This window comes from Pseudomonas sp. CFBP13528, from assembly GCF_005233615.1.
In the GTDB taxonomy this organism is placed as follows: Bacteria; Pseudomonadota; Gammaproteobacteria; order Pseudomonadales; family Pseudomonadaceae; genus Aquipseudomonas; species Aquipseudomonas fluorescens_AM.
Genome location: NZ_QGAJ01000010.1, coordinates 146,992 through 163,121, shown reverse-complemented (window position 1 = coordinate 163,121; position 16,130 = coordinate 146,992). Strand labels below are relative to the sequence as shown.

The 16,130-nt window shown below is 53.1% G+C and carries 19 protein-coding genes; 8 read left to right on the top strand and 11 right to left on the bottom strand.

What is annotated here, in order from left to right; translation table 11 throughout:
* Positions 1-495 precede the first annotated feature (495 nt).
* Positions 496-1,431 carry a hypothetical protein gene (locus PspCFBP13528_RS18835; RefSeq protein WP_137201217.1) on the top strand — a complete coding sequence of 312 codons (936 nt, stop codon included), beginning with the start codon at positions 496-498 and terminating at the stop codon, positions 1,429-1,431.
* A gap of 22 nt (positions 1,432-1,453) precedes the next feature.
* On the top strand, positions 1,454-1,765 hold the full coding sequence (locus PspCFBP13528_RS18830) for a hypothetical protein (RefSeq protein ID WP_137201216.1): 312 nt from the start codon (positions 1,454-1,456) through the stop codon (positions 1,763-1,765).
* Between the two features lie 84 nt (positions 1,766-1,849).
* Here the strand turns inward: PspCFBP13528_RS18830 and PspCFBP13528_RS18825 are convergent, their stop codons facing one another.
* The 7 genes from PspCFBP13528_RS18825 to PspCFBP13528_RS18795 form a co-directional block, all read right to left on the bottom strand.
* Entirely contained in the window at positions 1,850-3,571 is a 1,722-nt protein-coding gene (locus PspCFBP13528_RS18825) for a hypothetical protein (protein WP_137201215.1), read from the bottom strand.
* Between the two features lie 104 nt (positions 3,572-3,675).
* The gene (locus PspCFBP13528_RS18820; protein ID WP_241669120.1) at positions 3,676-4,173 is read right to left on the bottom strand and encodes a hypothetical protein; all 498 of its coding nucleotides are present in this window, start codon (positions 4,171-4,173) and stop codon (positions 3,676-3,678) included.
* A gap of 271 nt (positions 4,174-4,444) precedes the next feature.
* Positions 4,445-5,149 carry a DUF6710 family protein gene (locus PspCFBP13528_RS18815; protein ID WP_137201214.1) on the bottom strand — a complete coding sequence of 235 codons (705 nt, stop codon included), beginning with the start codon at positions 5,147-5,149 and terminating at the stop codon, positions 4,445-4,447.
* A gap of 236 nt (positions 5,150-5,385) precedes the next feature.
* The gene (locus tag PspCFBP13528_RS18810) at positions 5,386-5,946 is read right to left on the bottom strand and encodes a 3'-5' exonuclease (RefSeq protein WP_137201213.1); all 561 of its coding nucleotides are present in this window, start codon (positions 5,944-5,946) and stop codon (positions 5,386-5,388) included.
* A 153-nt stretch (positions 5,947-6,099) separates the two neighbouring features.
* Positions 6,100-6,996: an ATP-binding protein gene (locus PspCFBP13528_RS18805; protein WP_137201212.1), complete on the bottom strand. Its 897-nt coding sequence runs from the start codon at positions 6,994-6,996 to the stop codon at positions 6,100-6,102.
* Positions 6,993-7,484, bottom strand: coding sequence for a hypothetical protein (locus tag PspCFBP13528_RS18800; protein WP_137201211.1), 492 nt, complete (start codon positions 7,482-7,484; stop codon positions 6,993-6,995). The genes PspCFBP13528_RS18805 and PspCFBP13528_RS18800 overlap by 4 nt, the downstream gene beginning before the upstream one ends.
* On the bottom strand, positions 7,481-8,425 hold the full coding sequence (locus PspCFBP13528_RS18795; protein ID WP_137201210.1) for a CBASS oligonucleotide cyclase: 945 nt from the start codon (positions 8,423-8,425) through the stop codon (positions 7,481-7,483). Before PspCFBP13528_RS18795 ends, PspCFBP13528_RS18800 begins: the two co-directional genes overlap by 4 nt.
* 337 nt (positions 8,426-8,762) lie before the next feature.
* On the opposite strand from PspCFBP13528_RS18795, the gene PspCFBP13528_RS18790 reads away from it, so the two are divergent.
* Both PspCFBP13528_RS18790 and PspCFBP13528_RS18785 read left to right on the top strand, forming a co-directional pair.
* Complete coding sequence (locus PspCFBP13528_RS18790; RefSeq protein WP_137201209.1) at positions 8,763-9,581, top strand: WYL domain-containing protein; 819 nt, start codon at positions 8,763-8,765, stop codon at positions 9,579-9,581.
* Between the two features lie 51 nt (positions 9,582-9,632).
* Complete coding sequence (locus PspCFBP13528_RS18785; RefSeq protein ID WP_137201208.1) at positions 9,633-11,159, top strand: 5'-methylthioadenosine/S-adenosylhomocysteine nucleosidase; 1,527 nt, start codon at positions 9,633-9,635, stop codon at positions 11,157-11,159.
* 371 nt (positions 11,160-11,530) lie between these two features.
* Here PspCFBP13528_RS18785 and PspCFBP13528_RS18780 read toward each other — a convergent pair whose 3' ends face one another.
* The gene (locus PspCFBP13528_RS18780) at positions 11,531-12,100 is read right to left on the bottom strand and encodes a hypothetical protein (RefSeq protein WP_137201207.1); all 570 of its coding nucleotides are present in this window, start codon (positions 12,098-12,100) and stop codon (positions 11,531-11,533) included.
* A gap of 177 nt (positions 12,101-12,277) precedes the next feature.
* Here PspCFBP13528_RS18780 and PspCFBP13528_RS18775 point away from each other — a divergent pair, with 177 nt between their 5' ends.
* From PspCFBP13528_RS18775 to PspCFBP13528_RS18760, 4 genes are all read left to right on the top strand, one after another.
* Complete coding sequence (locus tag PspCFBP13528_RS18775) at positions 12,278-12,550, top strand: hypothetical protein (RefSeq protein ID WP_137201206.1); 273 nt, start codon at positions 12,278-12,280, stop codon at positions 12,548-12,550.
* Between the two features lie 148 nt (positions 12,551-12,698).
* Positions 12,699-13,019 (top strand): hypothetical protein, encoded by a 321-nt coding sequence (locus PspCFBP13528_RS18770; protein WP_178084444.1) that lies wholly within the window; start codon positions 12,699-12,701, stop codon positions 13,017-13,019.
* Positions 13,016-13,615 (top strand): hypothetical protein, encoded by a 600-nt coding sequence (locus tag PspCFBP13528_RS18765; RefSeq protein WP_137201205.1) that lies wholly within the window; start codon positions 13,016-13,018, stop codon positions 13,613-13,615. Before PspCFBP13528_RS18770 ends, PspCFBP13528_RS18765 begins: the two co-directional genes overlap by 4 nt.
* Positions 13,616-13,838: 223 nt before the next feature.
* Positions 13,839-14,030: a hypothetical protein gene (locus tag PspCFBP13528_RS18760; RefSeq protein ID WP_137201204.1), complete on the top strand. Its 192-nt coding sequence runs from the start codon at positions 13,839-13,841 to the stop codon at positions 14,028-14,030.
* A 335-nt stretch (positions 14,031-14,365) separates the two neighbouring features.
* Here PspCFBP13528_RS18760 and PspCFBP13528_RS18755 read toward each other — a convergent pair whose 3' ends face one another.
* The 3 genes from PspCFBP13528_RS18755 to PspCFBP13528_RS27925 form a co-directional block, all read right to left on the bottom strand.
* Positions 14,366-14,884 carry a hypothetical protein gene (locus tag PspCFBP13528_RS18755; RefSeq protein WP_137201203.1) on the bottom strand — a complete coding sequence of 173 codons (519 nt, stop codon included), beginning with the start codon at positions 14,882-14,884 and terminating at the stop codon, positions 14,366-14,368.
* A 68-nt stretch (positions 14,885-14,952) separates the two neighbouring features.
* Positions 14,953-15,363, bottom strand: a complete 411-nt coding sequence (locus tag PspCFBP13528_RS18750; protein WP_137201202.1) for a hypothetical protein — start codon at positions 15,361-15,363, stop codon at positions 14,953-14,955.
* 68 nt (positions 15,364-15,431) lie between these two features.
* Positions 15,432-15,650 carry a hypothetical protein gene (locus tag PspCFBP13528_RS27925; RefSeq protein ID WP_137201201.1) on the bottom strand — a complete coding sequence of 73 codons (219 nt, stop codon included), beginning with the start codon at positions 15,648-15,650 and terminating at the stop codon, positions 15,432-15,434.
* Positions 15,651-16,130: the final 480 nt, after the last annotated feature.

Genomic DNA, 16,130 nt, shown 5'->3' with positions numbered 1-16,130 from the left:
TCTCTGTTGACCGCCTGAACCACCTACGGCCGTCGTTGAACCGGATGTTTAATCATGATCGGCAGCGCCAACTGGCGAAGGTTTTCGACTTGCATTGCCGAAAGGTACACAGCGGTACCCCCATCCTGGTTCAGTGTAGAGAGCGAGTTATTGCAGTGCGATCCTCGCCGGCCCCTCCCTCCCTGAATGTGCTAGCTGCACGCCACGAAAGCCGGCAGAAACCCACACCATCATCTCGCGCCCTCGCCGGGTCGCCGTTAGTATTCATTCGGAATTTCGCCCTAGCAGTCTTCCGAGCTGGTGGCGAGCTGGTTTCCCCTGCTAGCCAAGAGTGGCGCAAGTCGGCCGGGCATAGTCGTTAGCGGCGGCCTGTCACTTATACTTCTTCGTGAAAAGCTCAAACTAGGCCTGCCCCCCCATTTCAGTGATTAAGGCATGATGGTAGATTGCCATTCTCGCTAACGGAAACGGGCTATTGGTCAAAAGGAGTGCATTTTGAGAAAGGATTTACTGTTCAGCTGCCTGGCCCTTTCGCTTACGGGATGTGGAGATGGCGGTGAGGTATACAAGAAGGAGGCTGAAGGCCTTCGCTCGGACGTCAAATCCTTGCAGGCAGAAATTACCGCCGCTAAAGGCAAAATCGCGAAGCTTGAGCAGGAAAATACGGCCCTTAAAGAAACACCCGCCGTATTGCTGGCTCAGGTAAGAAGGGCTTCCGACAGCGAAGACGAAGCTGCCACTAGAGTAGCCTTGGCGTCGTTGACGTCGCGCTACCCAGACTCCGCTGAAGCAGAAACCGGAAGCAGTTTCCTGCAGAAAATGGTCAAGGATCGTGAGGCCAAGGAACAAGAGGCGCATCGGCTGGCGGCGCTCGGCATGAAAGCTATTCCGGTGAAAGCCTCATTCGCAGCCGATGACAGCTCTGTCTCGCTCCAGTCAGCCCAAATTACCGAGCAGTGGAGCTTTAACAATCACGGTGATGAGTATGAGTACCGATCTGCCGAACGCGGCTCCAAGTACATCACGGCGAAAGTGACATACTCGTCTAAGAGCAAAGACCCTCGGCTGGCGCCTCTCGTTGTTTACGCATCAAACGGCGGCGAGCTCAAACGGTTGGGCGTCATGGGTTTCGAATTCGTCAGTTGGAGCAGCTATGCGACGTTCCTGGGTAATTACCACGACGACGCGAATGATTTTGCTCACAAGGCAAGTATTAGGTTCTCCTTGGGACTCCAAGTCCCAAATGAGGCGATAACCAAGCCGCTATACATTGTTGCGTCATCTTCAGGTTGCGCGGATCGTAGCTCAGATCGATTTGGTAACCCCCCTGTGAGCTACTCGACGTACAGCTGCGACCAATCTGCCCCCAATGTCCTCCGTGCCGGCGATTTTAAAGACGGCCGGTTCGGCATCGTTAAGCGCATAGACTGAATCCGAGACAGGAGTCTCCCATATGAAGAAGGTCTTAATTACAGCGGGCATCGCGCTTCTCTGTTTGCTCGTGTACACCCAGATTACGATATTCGCCGTGCCCCCGATTGGAGCAGTACCCGAGGGCAGGACAGTCATCATGCTCCGCCTCAACAAAACGAATTTCATTGATAGTGCTGATGCCATGTGCGTTCGCATCCAGGGCTATGTGAGCCTCATGTGTAGAGGGATGACTATGGCGGGAGTGGTGCAGGCTACTACTATCCTCGCTCGCCTGCCTTACTCGGAAACTATCTACAAGATCAGCACCGGCGGTGAGACCTACGAGAGATAGCTGAGGAAGGCAACTGTTTAAGCTTCGCGCGAGGGGCCACTGTGTGGGCAAACGAATACTCGCAGCTCCCTGCTTACTCGCTTTTCACAAGCCAATGCATTCGAGAGTTGCCCGCTGCATGGTGATGCCGGGATAGATGATCGAAAGCCACGCGATGGGGGTGCTTGGATCGAAATCGGCCGCCAAAGTACGAAGCTGGATGAGATGCGGAAAGTTCTCAACGGCCGAAGTCAGCGCGCCATGAGCTGAGGATATGTGACCCGCTTTCCTATGCCGTTCGGCCAATGTAAGGGCCATGCAGGCTTCTACATTCGCCGGCACCCTGATGCCACTGCTCTTGTAACGCTGCTTGTAATAGCGATCCAGCTGTAGCTGATGAATAGCGGGTTTCCATTCCGAGTCACTGCCCAACAGGGCCTGGGTGATCAGGGAATCCACACTCGGTTTGTTCAACATCTCCACCTCCTTCGAGGTATGCGTCCTCCTCGCAGGGTCGTGTCCCAGGTAGACGTTGGACAACCACCATAGGGCAAGAAACGGCACATTCTGCGCTTCATTCATTTGGGGCTGAATGCTCAGCCCCTTGTCGATAATGTGGCTCAGCCCGTGGAGTTTGCGATTGGGGTATTCGACCAGACACTCGTCGAGCAGCTCCACCAAACCTTGAAGGTATCGCCGCGACGATTGAGCTTCAAATCCGGAAGGGTCGTAGACCCAATACTGGGGGGCGACCCTGAGCCTTATGAGGTTGGGGTTGTCCCACTCGTAATTGCATGGCTCATGCTCGATCTTTGGAGCTTTGCGCACAAACTCAATGATCACTGCCCGTACTAACCGGAACAATCCCTGAAATGTGAAGGTGAGCTTCCCGTCGTCCTCCCAGGTTTCTCTGTGGCTAGCGAAATGGATGAATTCTTTAGTGAGAGGTTTGAGCGTATGAACGTAGCTGGAGCGGACACCGTAGAGGTTTTGCAAGGCCGCCTCCAAGTCGCGACGACCTATTGGATGTTTCTGTGCGTCGGCCTGAACCGAGAAGTAGTCCGCTGGCAGGTGAGCCAGGATGAATTGCACAAATCTAAACCCAAGTCGCGGATGTATGACTTCCAGTACTGCGTCCCTGACCTTTTGCGAGTCTTCTTCGCTGACGCTGAGGAGTGCCTCATCCACCCCGGCTCGCTTTTGATCAGGAAGATCGACCCATTTCGGTTCGTGGCCATCGAATTTCTGAGCCAGTGATTCAACGCACATAACCAACAGGGTGTAGGCCAGGTTGAGGTCATCACCCATTCGGTGGACTGCGGCCACGTACGTTCGGATTGCCTGGATCACAGCAAGGTAGTTGGCGCGCGGCAAGTCAATCAACTGATCCGCAAACTGTTCGAATGCCTGCATTTCGGATTCAGTAGCCCTGACTGATTTATCATAAAATCGTGCTAGCCGTTCACTGGGAGAACGGTTTCCAGGCCTTTGCCGCTGGTACAGTAAGCGCTCGGCAATATGAACATCTGGTGAGAAGATCACCTGCAGGCTGAAAGAGGCTACGTCCGCGAAGTCATCAATGTAAGCAGCCATTGCGCGGGAAACGAGTACTCCTGGGGCGGGATCAGCCGCCTCCATATACTCGGTCATCTCATAACCTAATGCCGCAGGGGTACGGGATGACTCCAGATTGACCAAGGTTCCAACCCTTGTACTTAATCGATCAATCGCACCAAGATCTAGGTTGCTATAAATCACACCTTTGAGATCTTGCCGGCGTGGGTTTTCGCGATTCGTGAACAACTTTCCGGTCGCAGCTTGTAGCATGGAAACTCCTTACTGGATAAACCCACATTCCATGGCTTCACAGCGGCTCAACTTTTCCGGCTGCTCACAAGGCTCACGGCCATGCAAATGGCCTGAGCTTCTGATCAAACAGCTTCATTTATTGCCTCATCCGTTGCGCCATCAGAGTTGCATGTGACCAAGTCGAGGTTGCCCTGCTCCTGCGTCGATAATATCTTGGCCAGTAGCGTGTCCGTGGTGAGATTGTCGTACCTGTCCTCCGGAGTTTTCCTTAAGCGCATCAGGCGAAGATTAGCCGTACTCACTGAGGCGCCATAAGTGGTGGCCCGCACTTGGCCATACTTACGGGATTCATCACCCACAGTTTTGGACGTACCCACCCCGGCCGCGATCGACTGTCCCACGACCCAAGCCGTAATGAACGGAGAGCCATTAACGAAGCCAGAGCCTGCGATGTCCTGAACATACCCGTCTGCCTGGCTGACCTCCTGCCGATTGAGTTTGAAGCCACCTTTCTTGAGCTCGATCAGCAGAATATTTTGCATCTGGACGACTAACGTATCTTGGGGGGCGAACTGTTCGATGCCCACCAGTTGCAAAGTGGATCGGTCTGGCAGCACCACAATGTCAGGCCGTTTGCGTTCGTTAATGAACGAGGCGTCGCCCCCCCCCAGAGCTGTTTCGCCACACTTTTCAAGGTCATATTTGAGCAGTACTCCATCTTGGATGGATGCTTCCAGGCCAGTGGCTCAGCACTACGTATTTCAGGAATCCTGCCCATTGGCATGCTAAGCAGAATCTGGACAGGGCAATCTTTTATTACTTTCATCGTGATGTCTACAGCGGTAGGCGATCAAGCCCACGCGGTGATTCTCGATGGTTTCAATGCATCCTTCACGAGTGTTGTGCACCAATAAGCCTACCGATCTCAAAAACTGCGGCGCGCCTTGCGTCGGTAACAGCCTCGACCTTCTCTCCAGTGTCAGTTTGGTAGAAATACGCCCCGTCGCAATGAAGGCAGTCCAGGAGGTGACTCATGTCGTACACCTTTTCGGGGATGACCTCACCCTCTCCAGCCAAAATCCCTGCAGCGATCGAGTGATTCCCTCCGTATACAAAGCCGATACCCCAAGGTAACCAAAGATGCACACGATGATTATCGTCCTGAACCCATGGGCCTTGATAGTCACGGCTGTAGGGCCTAGTAGATGTCTGGCTCATGACGACGGGTGCTTTGGCGGAACCAATAGTCGCCAGAGCTGAAACGTAACCTCGGAGACTCCATGGCCATGGAAGCACGATATCCCGGGAAAGCTTGAGGATGTACTGATTTGGGGGAAGTGATCGGCCAAGCCAGCGAGATCCAGAGGTGGAAAACAATCTGTCGCGCACGGCTGATCCAAAGAACCAAGCACCATCAAGGTTTGGTAGCGCGTCTTGGCCACGTTCAGCCACAGCTAGCAGATGTTCGGACTGAAGCGGCCTCAGGATTGCGCGGATTAAATCTGGAAGGCCTTTTGGATTGGTCAGCGCAATCTCCTTAGCGACCTTGATGAGGTGGTTGTATACCGCGATATTGGTACTGTCGATTGTGCACATGGAACCCTCTTTTGCAGTGATACCACCTATTCAACGGTAAGCGGCCAACAAACGCACACCGTCTAACGGCTCAATCACACCCACTGCTATTTCCACTCGTCCATCCATTTTCCAGAGATACACTATTTCAGTGTTAATCCCAACTTCAGCAACCACCATGGCGCATCCTGATCACCGGCTAAACCCTCAAGCCAAGGTGGTAACGGTAAGGTGCTTGGCAATCCACCCACAAAGATCTACGAGCATTTGCTAGCGACCAGCTTTTCTCGAATCAAATTGAATAGCTCTGCCTGATACACGGCATCGTCCAGCGCATCGTGATTGCCAGACGTTTCAGGGCTAACGACCTTTTCAATCTCACTCGACCGAGTTGATTTCCAGGTGCACTGGGCAGTACCGAAGAACATCGATTTGATGTCCAACGCTGCAATGCCAAATGGGTTCTCACCGAGGTACTGGTGGAAGTAGTAATTCACGAAGCTCCAATCGAAGGATGCATTGAAGCCCACGAAGACTACCGACTGGTCTGCACCGGCAAGAGACTCAACCCAAGCCTTGAACTGTGACATCGCCTCAGTGGGCTCCAAGCCCTCTTTACGCAGCTTATCCAAGGACAAGCCCGTCACCTCCAGAGCTGCAGGAACGAATTCTTCAGAGATCGGTTTCAGGCAGCAAGAAAACTGCTCCTCCGGGTTTGCGGTCAAGCACGCCCCGATTGACAGCATGCTGTACTTCCCGGGAATTGGGCCTGAAGCCTCAATATCTACGGAAACGAAAATTTCTTTGTCGGCGTTCATAGTTACCCCGTTTGAGCAGTTGCCAGGCTGGCAACCACAGCGTCCATTACCAGACACCAAAATGCTGGAAATGATCGGCAGGCAAATTCGATGGGAGAGAAGGCAGCTCGCCCCTGCCCCATCGAACCATTCACCGACCATGGTCTTGGTCGATTACTTATCTTCCATCACTGGAGACGGCCGCATAGACAGAATCGAGTCAGTCAGATCTTGGAAGGTCAGCGGCCTATTCGGGAAAGCCTTTGCCATCGCAGTAGGATACAAACGAGTCCGAATATCTGAATAAGTCCATACGGGCTGACCGTTGCGCTCACCAGTGACAGTAGCCAGCTCAGCCAGTTGCTTGTCAGAAAGGCCCATGCCTGCCAAGTCCATGCTGAACAGCTCCTTCCGCTCAGCGATATCGGGCCGAGTAAACTCTTCAACGATAGCTGCACGACGACGAAGCGCTGCGTCAAGAACGGAGAGCCGGTTGGTGCACAAGATCACCACGATTCGGCCGCCGTACTTGCGCAATTCATCTACGCCTTGGATCAAGGTGTTCACTGCCACCTTGTCTTCGTGGTGGCTATGGCTTTGCGACCGGGAGGCTGCGATCGAGTCACCCTCGTCAATAATCAGAATTGCCCGGCGCTTCTTACCCGCTGCCTCGGCGACTTCCGCGAAAGCCTGGGTCAAGAGAGTGCCCATCTCGCCGACCTTACCGGAACCACGAACGCGGTTGCTCAGCTTGAACAGAACCGAGTCCTCAGCGCGCGAATCCAGGACTATACGGTTAGCAATGCACTCCGCTGTTGCGGTTTTCCCGGTACCAACGTCGCCATGGAAGATCACCAGGGGATACTGATCGGCTACGAGGTTGCAGATCGGCAGCACATTTTTATGATGCTGCTTGCTCCACTCGGACAACTGGCCCTGGTTCAGCAGCAGCTGGAGCTGGTTCTGCACACGTTCATAGCGGCCAGAAAACCCGAGCAACCTTTTCTCGCGATCAGTCAGCTGGATGTCCGGCAGCTCAATGGCCGAGTCAAAAACGGAGGTTGTGCTCATCGGGTGTAGTCCTTACGTTCCATGCCAAAGCCATTGCTAGAGTATTCACGCCCACCACTCTGGGTCAGCTGGAAGTGAGAAATATCCGCGTAATTGGTCGACCAACTGCCTTTCATTTTGCTGGCCATATTTTCTTGAGCTTTTGAATCGTAGGCGTCAGTGGTGCCGAGAACGATCCGCAGCTTTGGGCTCGAGAGTCTTGGCCAGAGGGCATTTCCTGGCCGCTGGTTCGCAAGCGAGCCTGACTCATTGACGTAGAAACGCGCAGCCTTGTACTCGACTCCGTAGCTCAACAGGGTGACATCGACATACTCGAGGTAGCCGTACTTGGCCAAAACCTCAATGTCATGTCCCCACTCACGAGCCTCGGCTTCGGTGATCGCGCCGCTGCTGGAAGCGATCATCACGAGGTCAGCCGTGATACGCCGCATGACCGCTTCAATATCAGTCGTGGTGAAGGTGCTGGTTTGGGTAGAGGTAGAGCTCATGCTGCGCCCTCCACCTTGAGGCCCTTGCCGAACAGCTCTTTCCACACCTCAATATCATCTTCAATCGATGCAAAGTGCGCGGTTTCCCAGGACTCCTGAGCGAGCTGAACGATCTCTTTTCGCTCTTCCTCTGTAATACGGCTCGCGACGTTGTTCGTATCGCAAACCGGGTCGATGATCACGACCGTATCAGAGAATTGAGAGACCCATCCGTTCTCGGGGAACTTGATGACCTCCTTCAGCCCGGACTCCGCGATGTACAGAAGGAAGTCACGGAAGCGTTTCTCAAGCAGGCCAGCCTTCCCGTTCACTTCAAGCACGTGGGCCATAATCAGCTCAATGTGGAAAGACTTCAGAGGAACGCCCTTCCAGCTGCGCCACTGCTTGGCCATACGCACAAGGGTGCGGAAGTCCGGATCCTCATCCTTTCGATCCTTTACGAACTTCACTTGGCATGGCGCGCAGGTCTCGGTTTTCGTGCCATCGACACGGTCGAACTGCCAGCCGTAGCCCTCCTTGTTTGGGTTTTCGATGACCGGAACGATGTCGACCTCAAGTCCCGTACCTACGAAGGTGACCTTGGCTGCCTTACGCTGGATTTCGAAGTCTTCAACAGATTTGTTCGGGTACAGCTTGATCAGCGCATCGTAGATTTTCTGGCTCAGTGTCCCGAAGGTTTCCTCATCGACCTTCTGCCCGCTGATGTAGAAGACCACGTCAACGTCGGCTGGAAACTGGGAGTTAGGCCGCAGGATAGTGTGCTTGGCAAAAGATCCGGCCTTCACCACCTTCTTGATGGTGATTTTGTCCTGGTTTTTCAGGCTGTCCTTCAGCGCTGCGATTAGGCGGTCGACCTGAGCGTTGTAGGTCTCCCGCTTGTCCTTTGGCAGGCGCAGCACGTTACTGTCGTAATACTTGATCTGAGTGTTGGTAAGTGGCATCTGCCGCTCCCTCATGGAAATGTGTTAATCGCAAAGCCTCCCTACCAGCGGCTCAACCACATGCCGACGGACGAGATGGCGCAGCAACTCGCGCGCTATGCCCAAATTGCCCCTACGGCTTCCTGCGGCTCGAACGTCCTGCACCCTCCGAAAGATACGGCCAGGAAAATTGCGAACTCCAGGACGCTAGCGTATGATTACTATACGCATAGTTTTTATATGCAGTCTAGTTTTTATACGCTATCAAGGTTCGATCATGACAAACGAATCCATACCCACGGACGACCAACCCAGCAGCAAGGGACGGCAAGGAGCACGTTGGGGACAGGAACGCCGGTTGGAATTTATCGACTATCGACTGCGGTGGGATGGTCAGATCAACCGAAGCAGCCTCACTGACTTCTTCGGAATATCGGTGCCACAGGCATCATTGGATATCACTGAGTACGGCAAGCTTGCCGAGAACAACCTGGAGTACGACACCCGAGCGAGGGTTTATAGGGCCACCGATACATTCAAAGCGGTTTTCCGATCTACCTCGGTCGAGCGCTACCTGGATGATTTGCTTCGCGTGGCCGTGCAGCCAGAAATCCCATATGGAAACTTTCTGGGTTGGCAGTCCCCTGTAGCCGCCGTACCCAAACTGGGCCGTCGCCTCAACGCAGACGTTGTTGGGGAGATCCTGCGCGCGATTCGCGAAAAGGGTTACGTAGAGGTCTTCTATCAGTCACTTACAGACCCTAAAGGTGGAGAGCGGCGACTATCTCCTCATGCCTTGGTACATGACGGAAACCGCTGGCACGTCCGGGCTTATTGCCACAAACGTCAGGCCTTCCGGGACTTCTCTCTGACCCGTATCAAGCATTGCAAATATGGTGGGCAAGATCAGGATCGCTCTGATGAAGACCACGCCTGGAATACCATTGTAGATGTGGTTCTTGTCCCACACCCTGGTCTTAGCCCCGCGCAGCGCCAACTGATTGAGGCCGACTTCCTCATGGAGCAGGGTGAGATGCATGTCAAATGCCGTCGAGCGCTGCTTTTGTACCTGCTGTTCCAGCTTAACCTGAATGACGATCAGGCTGGCCAGAAGCCCGAAGTCATTCAGCTCGCCCTCAAAAGCAGGGACGAGATTAGGGCACTGCTCCAGTATTAACCCATAAAAAATTAGCCAACACTTAACACCTCAGCTACCGGAATTGTCACCATGGCAAACCTTGAAAATGAATTCATTCTGATTGCGGGCAGTATCTCGAAAAAGACAGAGAAGGCCTCGATCGACCTTGCGCACGACTTCACTCGCGCGGTGACAAAAGGCGTATTGGCCGCAAAAGGAGGCCTAGTAGTCTACCTGGCTGGCCTACCTATCAATGAGGCTGGTGACCCGCTGACCTTCGATTGGACGGTTGTGTACGAGGCGGAAAAGCTGTTGGCTGGTTGCCCCCCTGCCCGCCAGTTGAAAATTGTTACCTCTCAATTGGCCATGCAGGAAAAGATGACGCTAGAGCAGCGCACGCTCATCCGCCGACTCTCGGCTGAAGATTTCGCGGAAGTCTTTTACGTCGAAGACGACTTGGTTACCGGCGGCAACATCGGCGATGAACAAGTCGAAGTCGCCACGGCGATGATTGCGCTGGGTGGAGGCAAGGGTGTTTCAGACCGTGCTCGCAAAATGCGCAAGCGCAAGCAACCTATTCTGCCTTTTGACTTGCAGCTCGGTGGCTTTAGCGAAGATGGCGAAGGGGCGCTCGGCCTACGAGCCAATTTCTTCAAAGAGCCCCTTTCTATGTTCCCCTTTACCGGCGAGCAGGTAAAAAGACGCCTCGACAGTATGTCTCTCCAAGAGCCCATTTATGGCGTGGATAAAATTGCCGAGCTTGCCACTGGCCTGCTTCAAGACGAAATCAAGTCGCGGGAGGCGGCACGGTCTCCAGACCTTCTGGTCATCACCGCCATTGCCATTGAATTGGCAGCTGCAAAAAAAGTATTCGGTATTGGCGAAGATGTTCCAGCGCGCTTTACCGCTCACGGCGTGCATTATTGGCCGGCTACGATCCAGCGCGCAGATGGCCCACTGTCTTGCGCCATCGCTTCTCTGGGCAATGCTGGTAACGTCAATGCAACCGCCATTACAACTCTTCTCCTGTCGGAGCTGAAGCCCAAAAAAGTTCTGATGATGGGGATTGCAGCGGGCCGGCGTAAAAAGCTGTGCCTCGGTGAGGTCATTTTGTCCGAGCGCGTCGTGTACTACGAAGGGGCAGCGGCGCTCGCCGGTGGCAAGATCGCGGCGCGACCGGACATGCCGCGACCTGGGCTTTCCACCCAGCAAGATCTAAACGCTTACTTCGCAACCGCTTCCCTACCTGATCGACTGCAGCAACGTGCAAGTGAACTTGGGTTCGCGATGCCGACTGAATCCACTGCCGGCGAGGTTGCGGCCCGCCTGCAGGTATCCCCAGCAACCATTGCTTCTGGAGAATTACTCATTCGAGACCCAAATCTTTTCGAGAGTTTCCAAGAGCTTCACGACAAAGCAGTGGTGGCCGAGATGGAAGCATTTGGCGTTTTCGATGCCTGCGAAAAGCAGAATGTGCCTGTCTTGGTGGTACGCGGCATCAGCGATTACGGGGACACGAGCAAGGACAACACCTTCCACAAGGTCGCTTCTGAAGCGGCAGCCATCGTGACCTTCGATTACGCCGTGCATGGATGGACTCGTAAGCTGGCTCTCTGAATTATCATCTCATAGGAATAAGCGCCCATCAGTCGTGGGCGCTTTCACCATAAAGGGCTTCCTGCTCCGGCGGAATCTCCGGAGTGAAAACGGAGGCATCAACGTGACAGAAGACACCCAAGCTGCAGAGCAGCCGTTACCACCCTGCTCCATTCCTGCACCGTGCAAGTTTTCGGGATATTCCTGAGAGTGTTGAATGGAAAGATAAATTCATCTCCGTCGTCAATGACGTGTTCGTTTCCTGTGGTCGAGTCATGGATCCGTCGAACTTGGACGGTGTCACGATTAGTTTCAACTCCATGCAAGGGTTGAGTTTTTTCAAGCGTGAGCTTGCCATGCTCAGTTATCGATGCAGATGCAGGCTACTTCTCTTACGGCCTCTCAATACGAACTAGCAAGTATCCTCCCACGCACAGCTGCTCAACCAACCACGAAGCGTCTTCCACGCTGAACGTGAATACTCTGTCTTCGATGCCCAAAATCGGTACGAGTAGCTCGTCGTTCACCCCTAGGAAAAGCTGAAAATAGCTTTGCGAATCTGGATAGCGAAACGATCCAGATGCTCCAAAGAACATTCCGTCCAAGTCGTACCCGTGGTTGCACAACCAATCCTGCTGTGTGGACTGAGTACGAGAAAGAATCAGTTGGTGAAATAGCTTACCAAAATCCAATTTCTGCGGATTAGGGATACCACTGAGGATTGCGCTCCGTTGATAGAGCGTTTTTACCAAGGTCGACAGCCCATCAGCTAGCGCCCCGCATTGCTGAGCAGTGAAGTCATATTCAGACCCGTCTAGGACGAGCCTTATGTGGCTATTTGCGAGTTCAACAGATGCCTCGAACCACCTAGCTTCCTCACCCTCACCCTCATTTTCATGAGATAAAAATGCGCGTTCGGCCCTGAATCTAACAATTTCTGCAGAATCATGCTCTTTCAACATTGCCCACTCAGCCCTTTTCCGTGAAATACAAACTTAAACGGATTTTTTCGAGCAAAACTTTAGCGCTGTGCAAAATTACTTTTCAGGCAGACGTCTTTTTAATCCCACCACTCAAGTTTCGAATTTCGCCTCCGTTTAAATAATCATGCGACATATTTTCTGAGGACTATCGAGACCATGAGTACAAAAATGCCGCCGAACAGATTCTTCACGTTCAAGGATGGTTCGCCCGAAGGTGACTCAGACGAAATTAGGCTCGCCGTCTTCACTCGGCCCGGCGCTGCAGAGGGTGAAGTCATAGACGATGACAACAGCTACGCAGTTCTTCTGGATACAGAATCCAATGGCGTAATTTCTATCAAAATCGATGAGTCGCGCTTTAGGTTCACCCCTCAGCAGGCGACGGCGCTAGCCTCAGCACTCACTGAATTATCGAGAGCTGAAGGATGACTTTCCGCCTTCCCTTTGGAGAAGCGGCGATGTGAAACAGAAGCTCTACATCATGGATGGGGAAGCTTTCGAAAAAATATTCCGATCGGGCTCAAGGTTTCTCAAAACGAACCGTTTTTCATATCTATGACATCTAGAGAAACCGGTTTTGAACCTACCAACGATCGCATTTTCACGCTCCCTGAAAGGCGCCGTGCCGTTTGCCGAGACCATCCAGGGGCATCGTCAACGCAGGGCGTGGGAGCGCTTGGTCAGCTACATCGCGTCCTCTGACTCCCCTTCCGACTTTGACAGAGCTGCAGCCTTCGCTGAGGGCTATGCGCAAGCGCTGGTCGACGGTGAGCAAATCGAAATCTCAATAGAGCGTGACTTACTAATCATCTCAATCGTTGATGAGTGGCGGCGTCATTTCATTCGCACCAATGGTTCGTCCACCTTTAGCACTCCCCTCCTCCAGGGACATTTATGACTTCCAAATTTCAGCGCTACGCGGACGACGAAATTTCAGATCCCAGCCTCCGAATGCCACGTCAAATTTTGGCAACCAGCACCAACCAATATCCGATTGATGTCCTCGTTTCTCGCTGGGAAAAACACTTGGTCGAGCCATCTGTTGCTCACGAGAAGTACCCTTGGGCTGCGGGGTTCGTAATGGGCATTCCAGTTCCGTCTTGGCATCGCCCAGTAGTATGGAATCTGGGTCAAAAGGCTCGGTTCATCGTTTCTGTGTGGTCTGGAGGGGATCTCGGAAGCTATCTCACTAATGAGTGGTGTGATTCGGGTGCGGGGCGAGCGATGGCTGAGAGCAGCGATATTTTGATCGATGGCTTGCAGCGGTTGCATAGCCTTGAAGAGTACCTTCTTGATCGCTTGGCAGTCCCAGATGCTCAAGGGCAACCGAGGGTTTGGTCTGAGATTGGCAATGGCGAACGGAAGCGTTTCTTGTCGACAGTCTTCATTCATGCGCATGTATCGTCTGATGACGAATTGTTGTTGCGAAAGACTTATGACCTTTACGCCATGGGTGTAGCTTCTCGTAAGAACGATCAGCGCGCGGTTCGATAACCGTTAGATCCTATTTTTGGGGCATGCCCCTCTGGGGGATGGCTGTCGTAAACCAAGCCCCGTCTATCGATGGGTCTTGGCCCTGCGGGCTTCCATCCTCATGCCTTCGACCTTCCAGGTCTGCGCGCTCCGCTTACATAATGACCAAGGTCACCACCTAGCTTGGACATTTCTTTCTGCTGCCACATACTGGTCTCATCCGCTCAGGAACGAGGCTCAGCGAATGGCATGGTCATTTTGGAAAGACAAACGTCCTGAATGGATTCAGGCAGAGGAGCGAGCCTTCATCAAGGCAGCCAACGGTTTGAAAACTCTCAAGACAACACCTCGCGGTGGGATGAGGATTGATCCTGAAGAGCTCAGAGACCAGATTCTCGCCTCTCGAGAAAAGTACAAAGATCTGGTTCAGAAATAGGGATACCGGGTGGCCAGCCAGTTTGGAGCCTCATCGAGAGTAGGCTGACCTGCTTTTCATCCTCGCCTGCGCCACCGAACAGACGCCAGCGAGGCTCGTATTTACCTCACGAGCTGACCCTCTGGCGTACGTGGCAGTCGAACACCTCTATGTAGCTCGCGCCGACTTCCATGAAATGGAGGCTCCATAACAACTGCTGAGCATTTTCTTAACCGCTGCGCCGGGCGCATACTACCTGCCTTGATTGCGTACGGGCAGCATGGATGAAGTTTGTTCCTGGCTGTTCAACCTCGTGACGTTGTCATTGCAGTCATTCTGTGCGGAAATCTTTCGATTTAAGGCTTCGTGATTTTTTGGCAGGCGCTAAGCAAGACCTCGCTCAGCCAAAACGCATCATCTTCAGTGAACGAGTAACACATAAAAGGAAATACCAACTCATAACCCCCGCCCTCAATTGTGCAGACCACGATTGACGTGGTGCCTGAGGGTGACTCCTCACAGACGTCTTCGCTCGCATCTTCAAACGCAATCTCGCTAGAAGCCGAGTATTGATGGCCGCGTATTCCAATCAATCTGCGAACCTTGAACAATCCAGTCGGACGATTTTCGCCTACGGCTTGATCACCTGCCTCACCACCAGTAGCCAGTGCTTCTCTCAGGCATGATGAAATCTCTTGTGCGACGTCAGGAGTGACACTGAGCTTCACGATGTCTAGCTCGATCATGATCCGCGCCGACGGTAGCACTTCGATTGCGCATGTGTATTTCTCGTCAAAATCTAGTCCGCGCCAGCATTCGAACTCTCTACAAAGACGAAAATCAGAAGATGCTTTTGAGGTCGCATGAAGCTTCATGGAAACGCCTTATATATTTGCTCTTGTGAATACAAACGGATGCGTTTCGAGAAACTTGAGATGCTTTCCTAGATTTTTTTGCCGATAGCTAATCGGTACGCTTCTAAGCACTGATTTTCCTGCTTCCAAAGATTAATAAATTTTTCAAAATCATCAAGGAAAGGGCCTGTTTCAACCCGAGTCGATCCGATGCTCGCTTGGAGGAATCGCTCTCGCCACGGTTCCGGAATGCTCCCTTCACGAACAATTTGAACGCCGCTCGAGCTAGGTTCGGTAACGACAAGGTCGCGAAGATCCTCTACTTTCGCTACATCTCTCAGCAATCTGTCGGCTTCATCCTGGCGTGCGATTTCGTCGAGCATAGACACGACTGGAGTGGCCTTGGGATCGCCTGGCAGAAGATCAGATAGCGCCCACAAAGCTTTCCTCCTGATCTTCTCTCGCTCACGCAGATTCTGATCAACAGCACCGCTAGACATTAGGTTCTCCTCCTTAATGCGGACACCTGACCTCTTTTTAAGGTCGCGGGCTTCGTGGCTGAGCTATTTCAGTGTGACCGCCGGCCAAATCCGCCTGCGCCGGAGAGTTGCTCTTCCACGAACTCGATTGACGAGCTCAGCTCGTGCTGTATTTCTTCAAAGACTGAGTCTAGCTCGGGATGAGCACCTGACTTTCTAAGCTCCCCTACTAACCGAGAAAGCTCCCTCCCCTTGGCCATCGGCATTTGAACATTGCAGTACACCGTGTCTTTGTCATCACGACTCATAAGTCCTCCAAACTAGGAAGCTGAAGCCCTGATGTTGGTATGTACCGGTACTGCAATCAAGCCTCGTTGGGAGCGCTATGTCTTACGATCCGAATGCAGCAGTGGATCGGCGATTGATTGACATTAGTTTTGGTGCGCGCCCCTGCCGGGGACGGCTGTCGTAAACCAAGCCCCCCGCCAGGGCGGCGTCTTGGCCCGTAGGGCTTCCATTCTCGCGCCTCGGCCTCTCGGCCTGCGCGCTCCGCTTGCCACCACACTCCCAGCTGATTTTTGGTGTCACGGCCCCGAAGAATTTGATACTTCTCTTAGCCTATCTTTGATAAAACTTGCTCTGTTTTCAACTCAACCTCTGAGGAGTCGCAAATGGATGAAACTCATTGGGTAAAAGAGAGGACTTACCAATCCGCTCGGGATCCTGAGCGGGTGCTGATCGAAGAGCGAGCAAAGGCGCTATCAGCGGCCGGCTACCCGCTGCCTGAG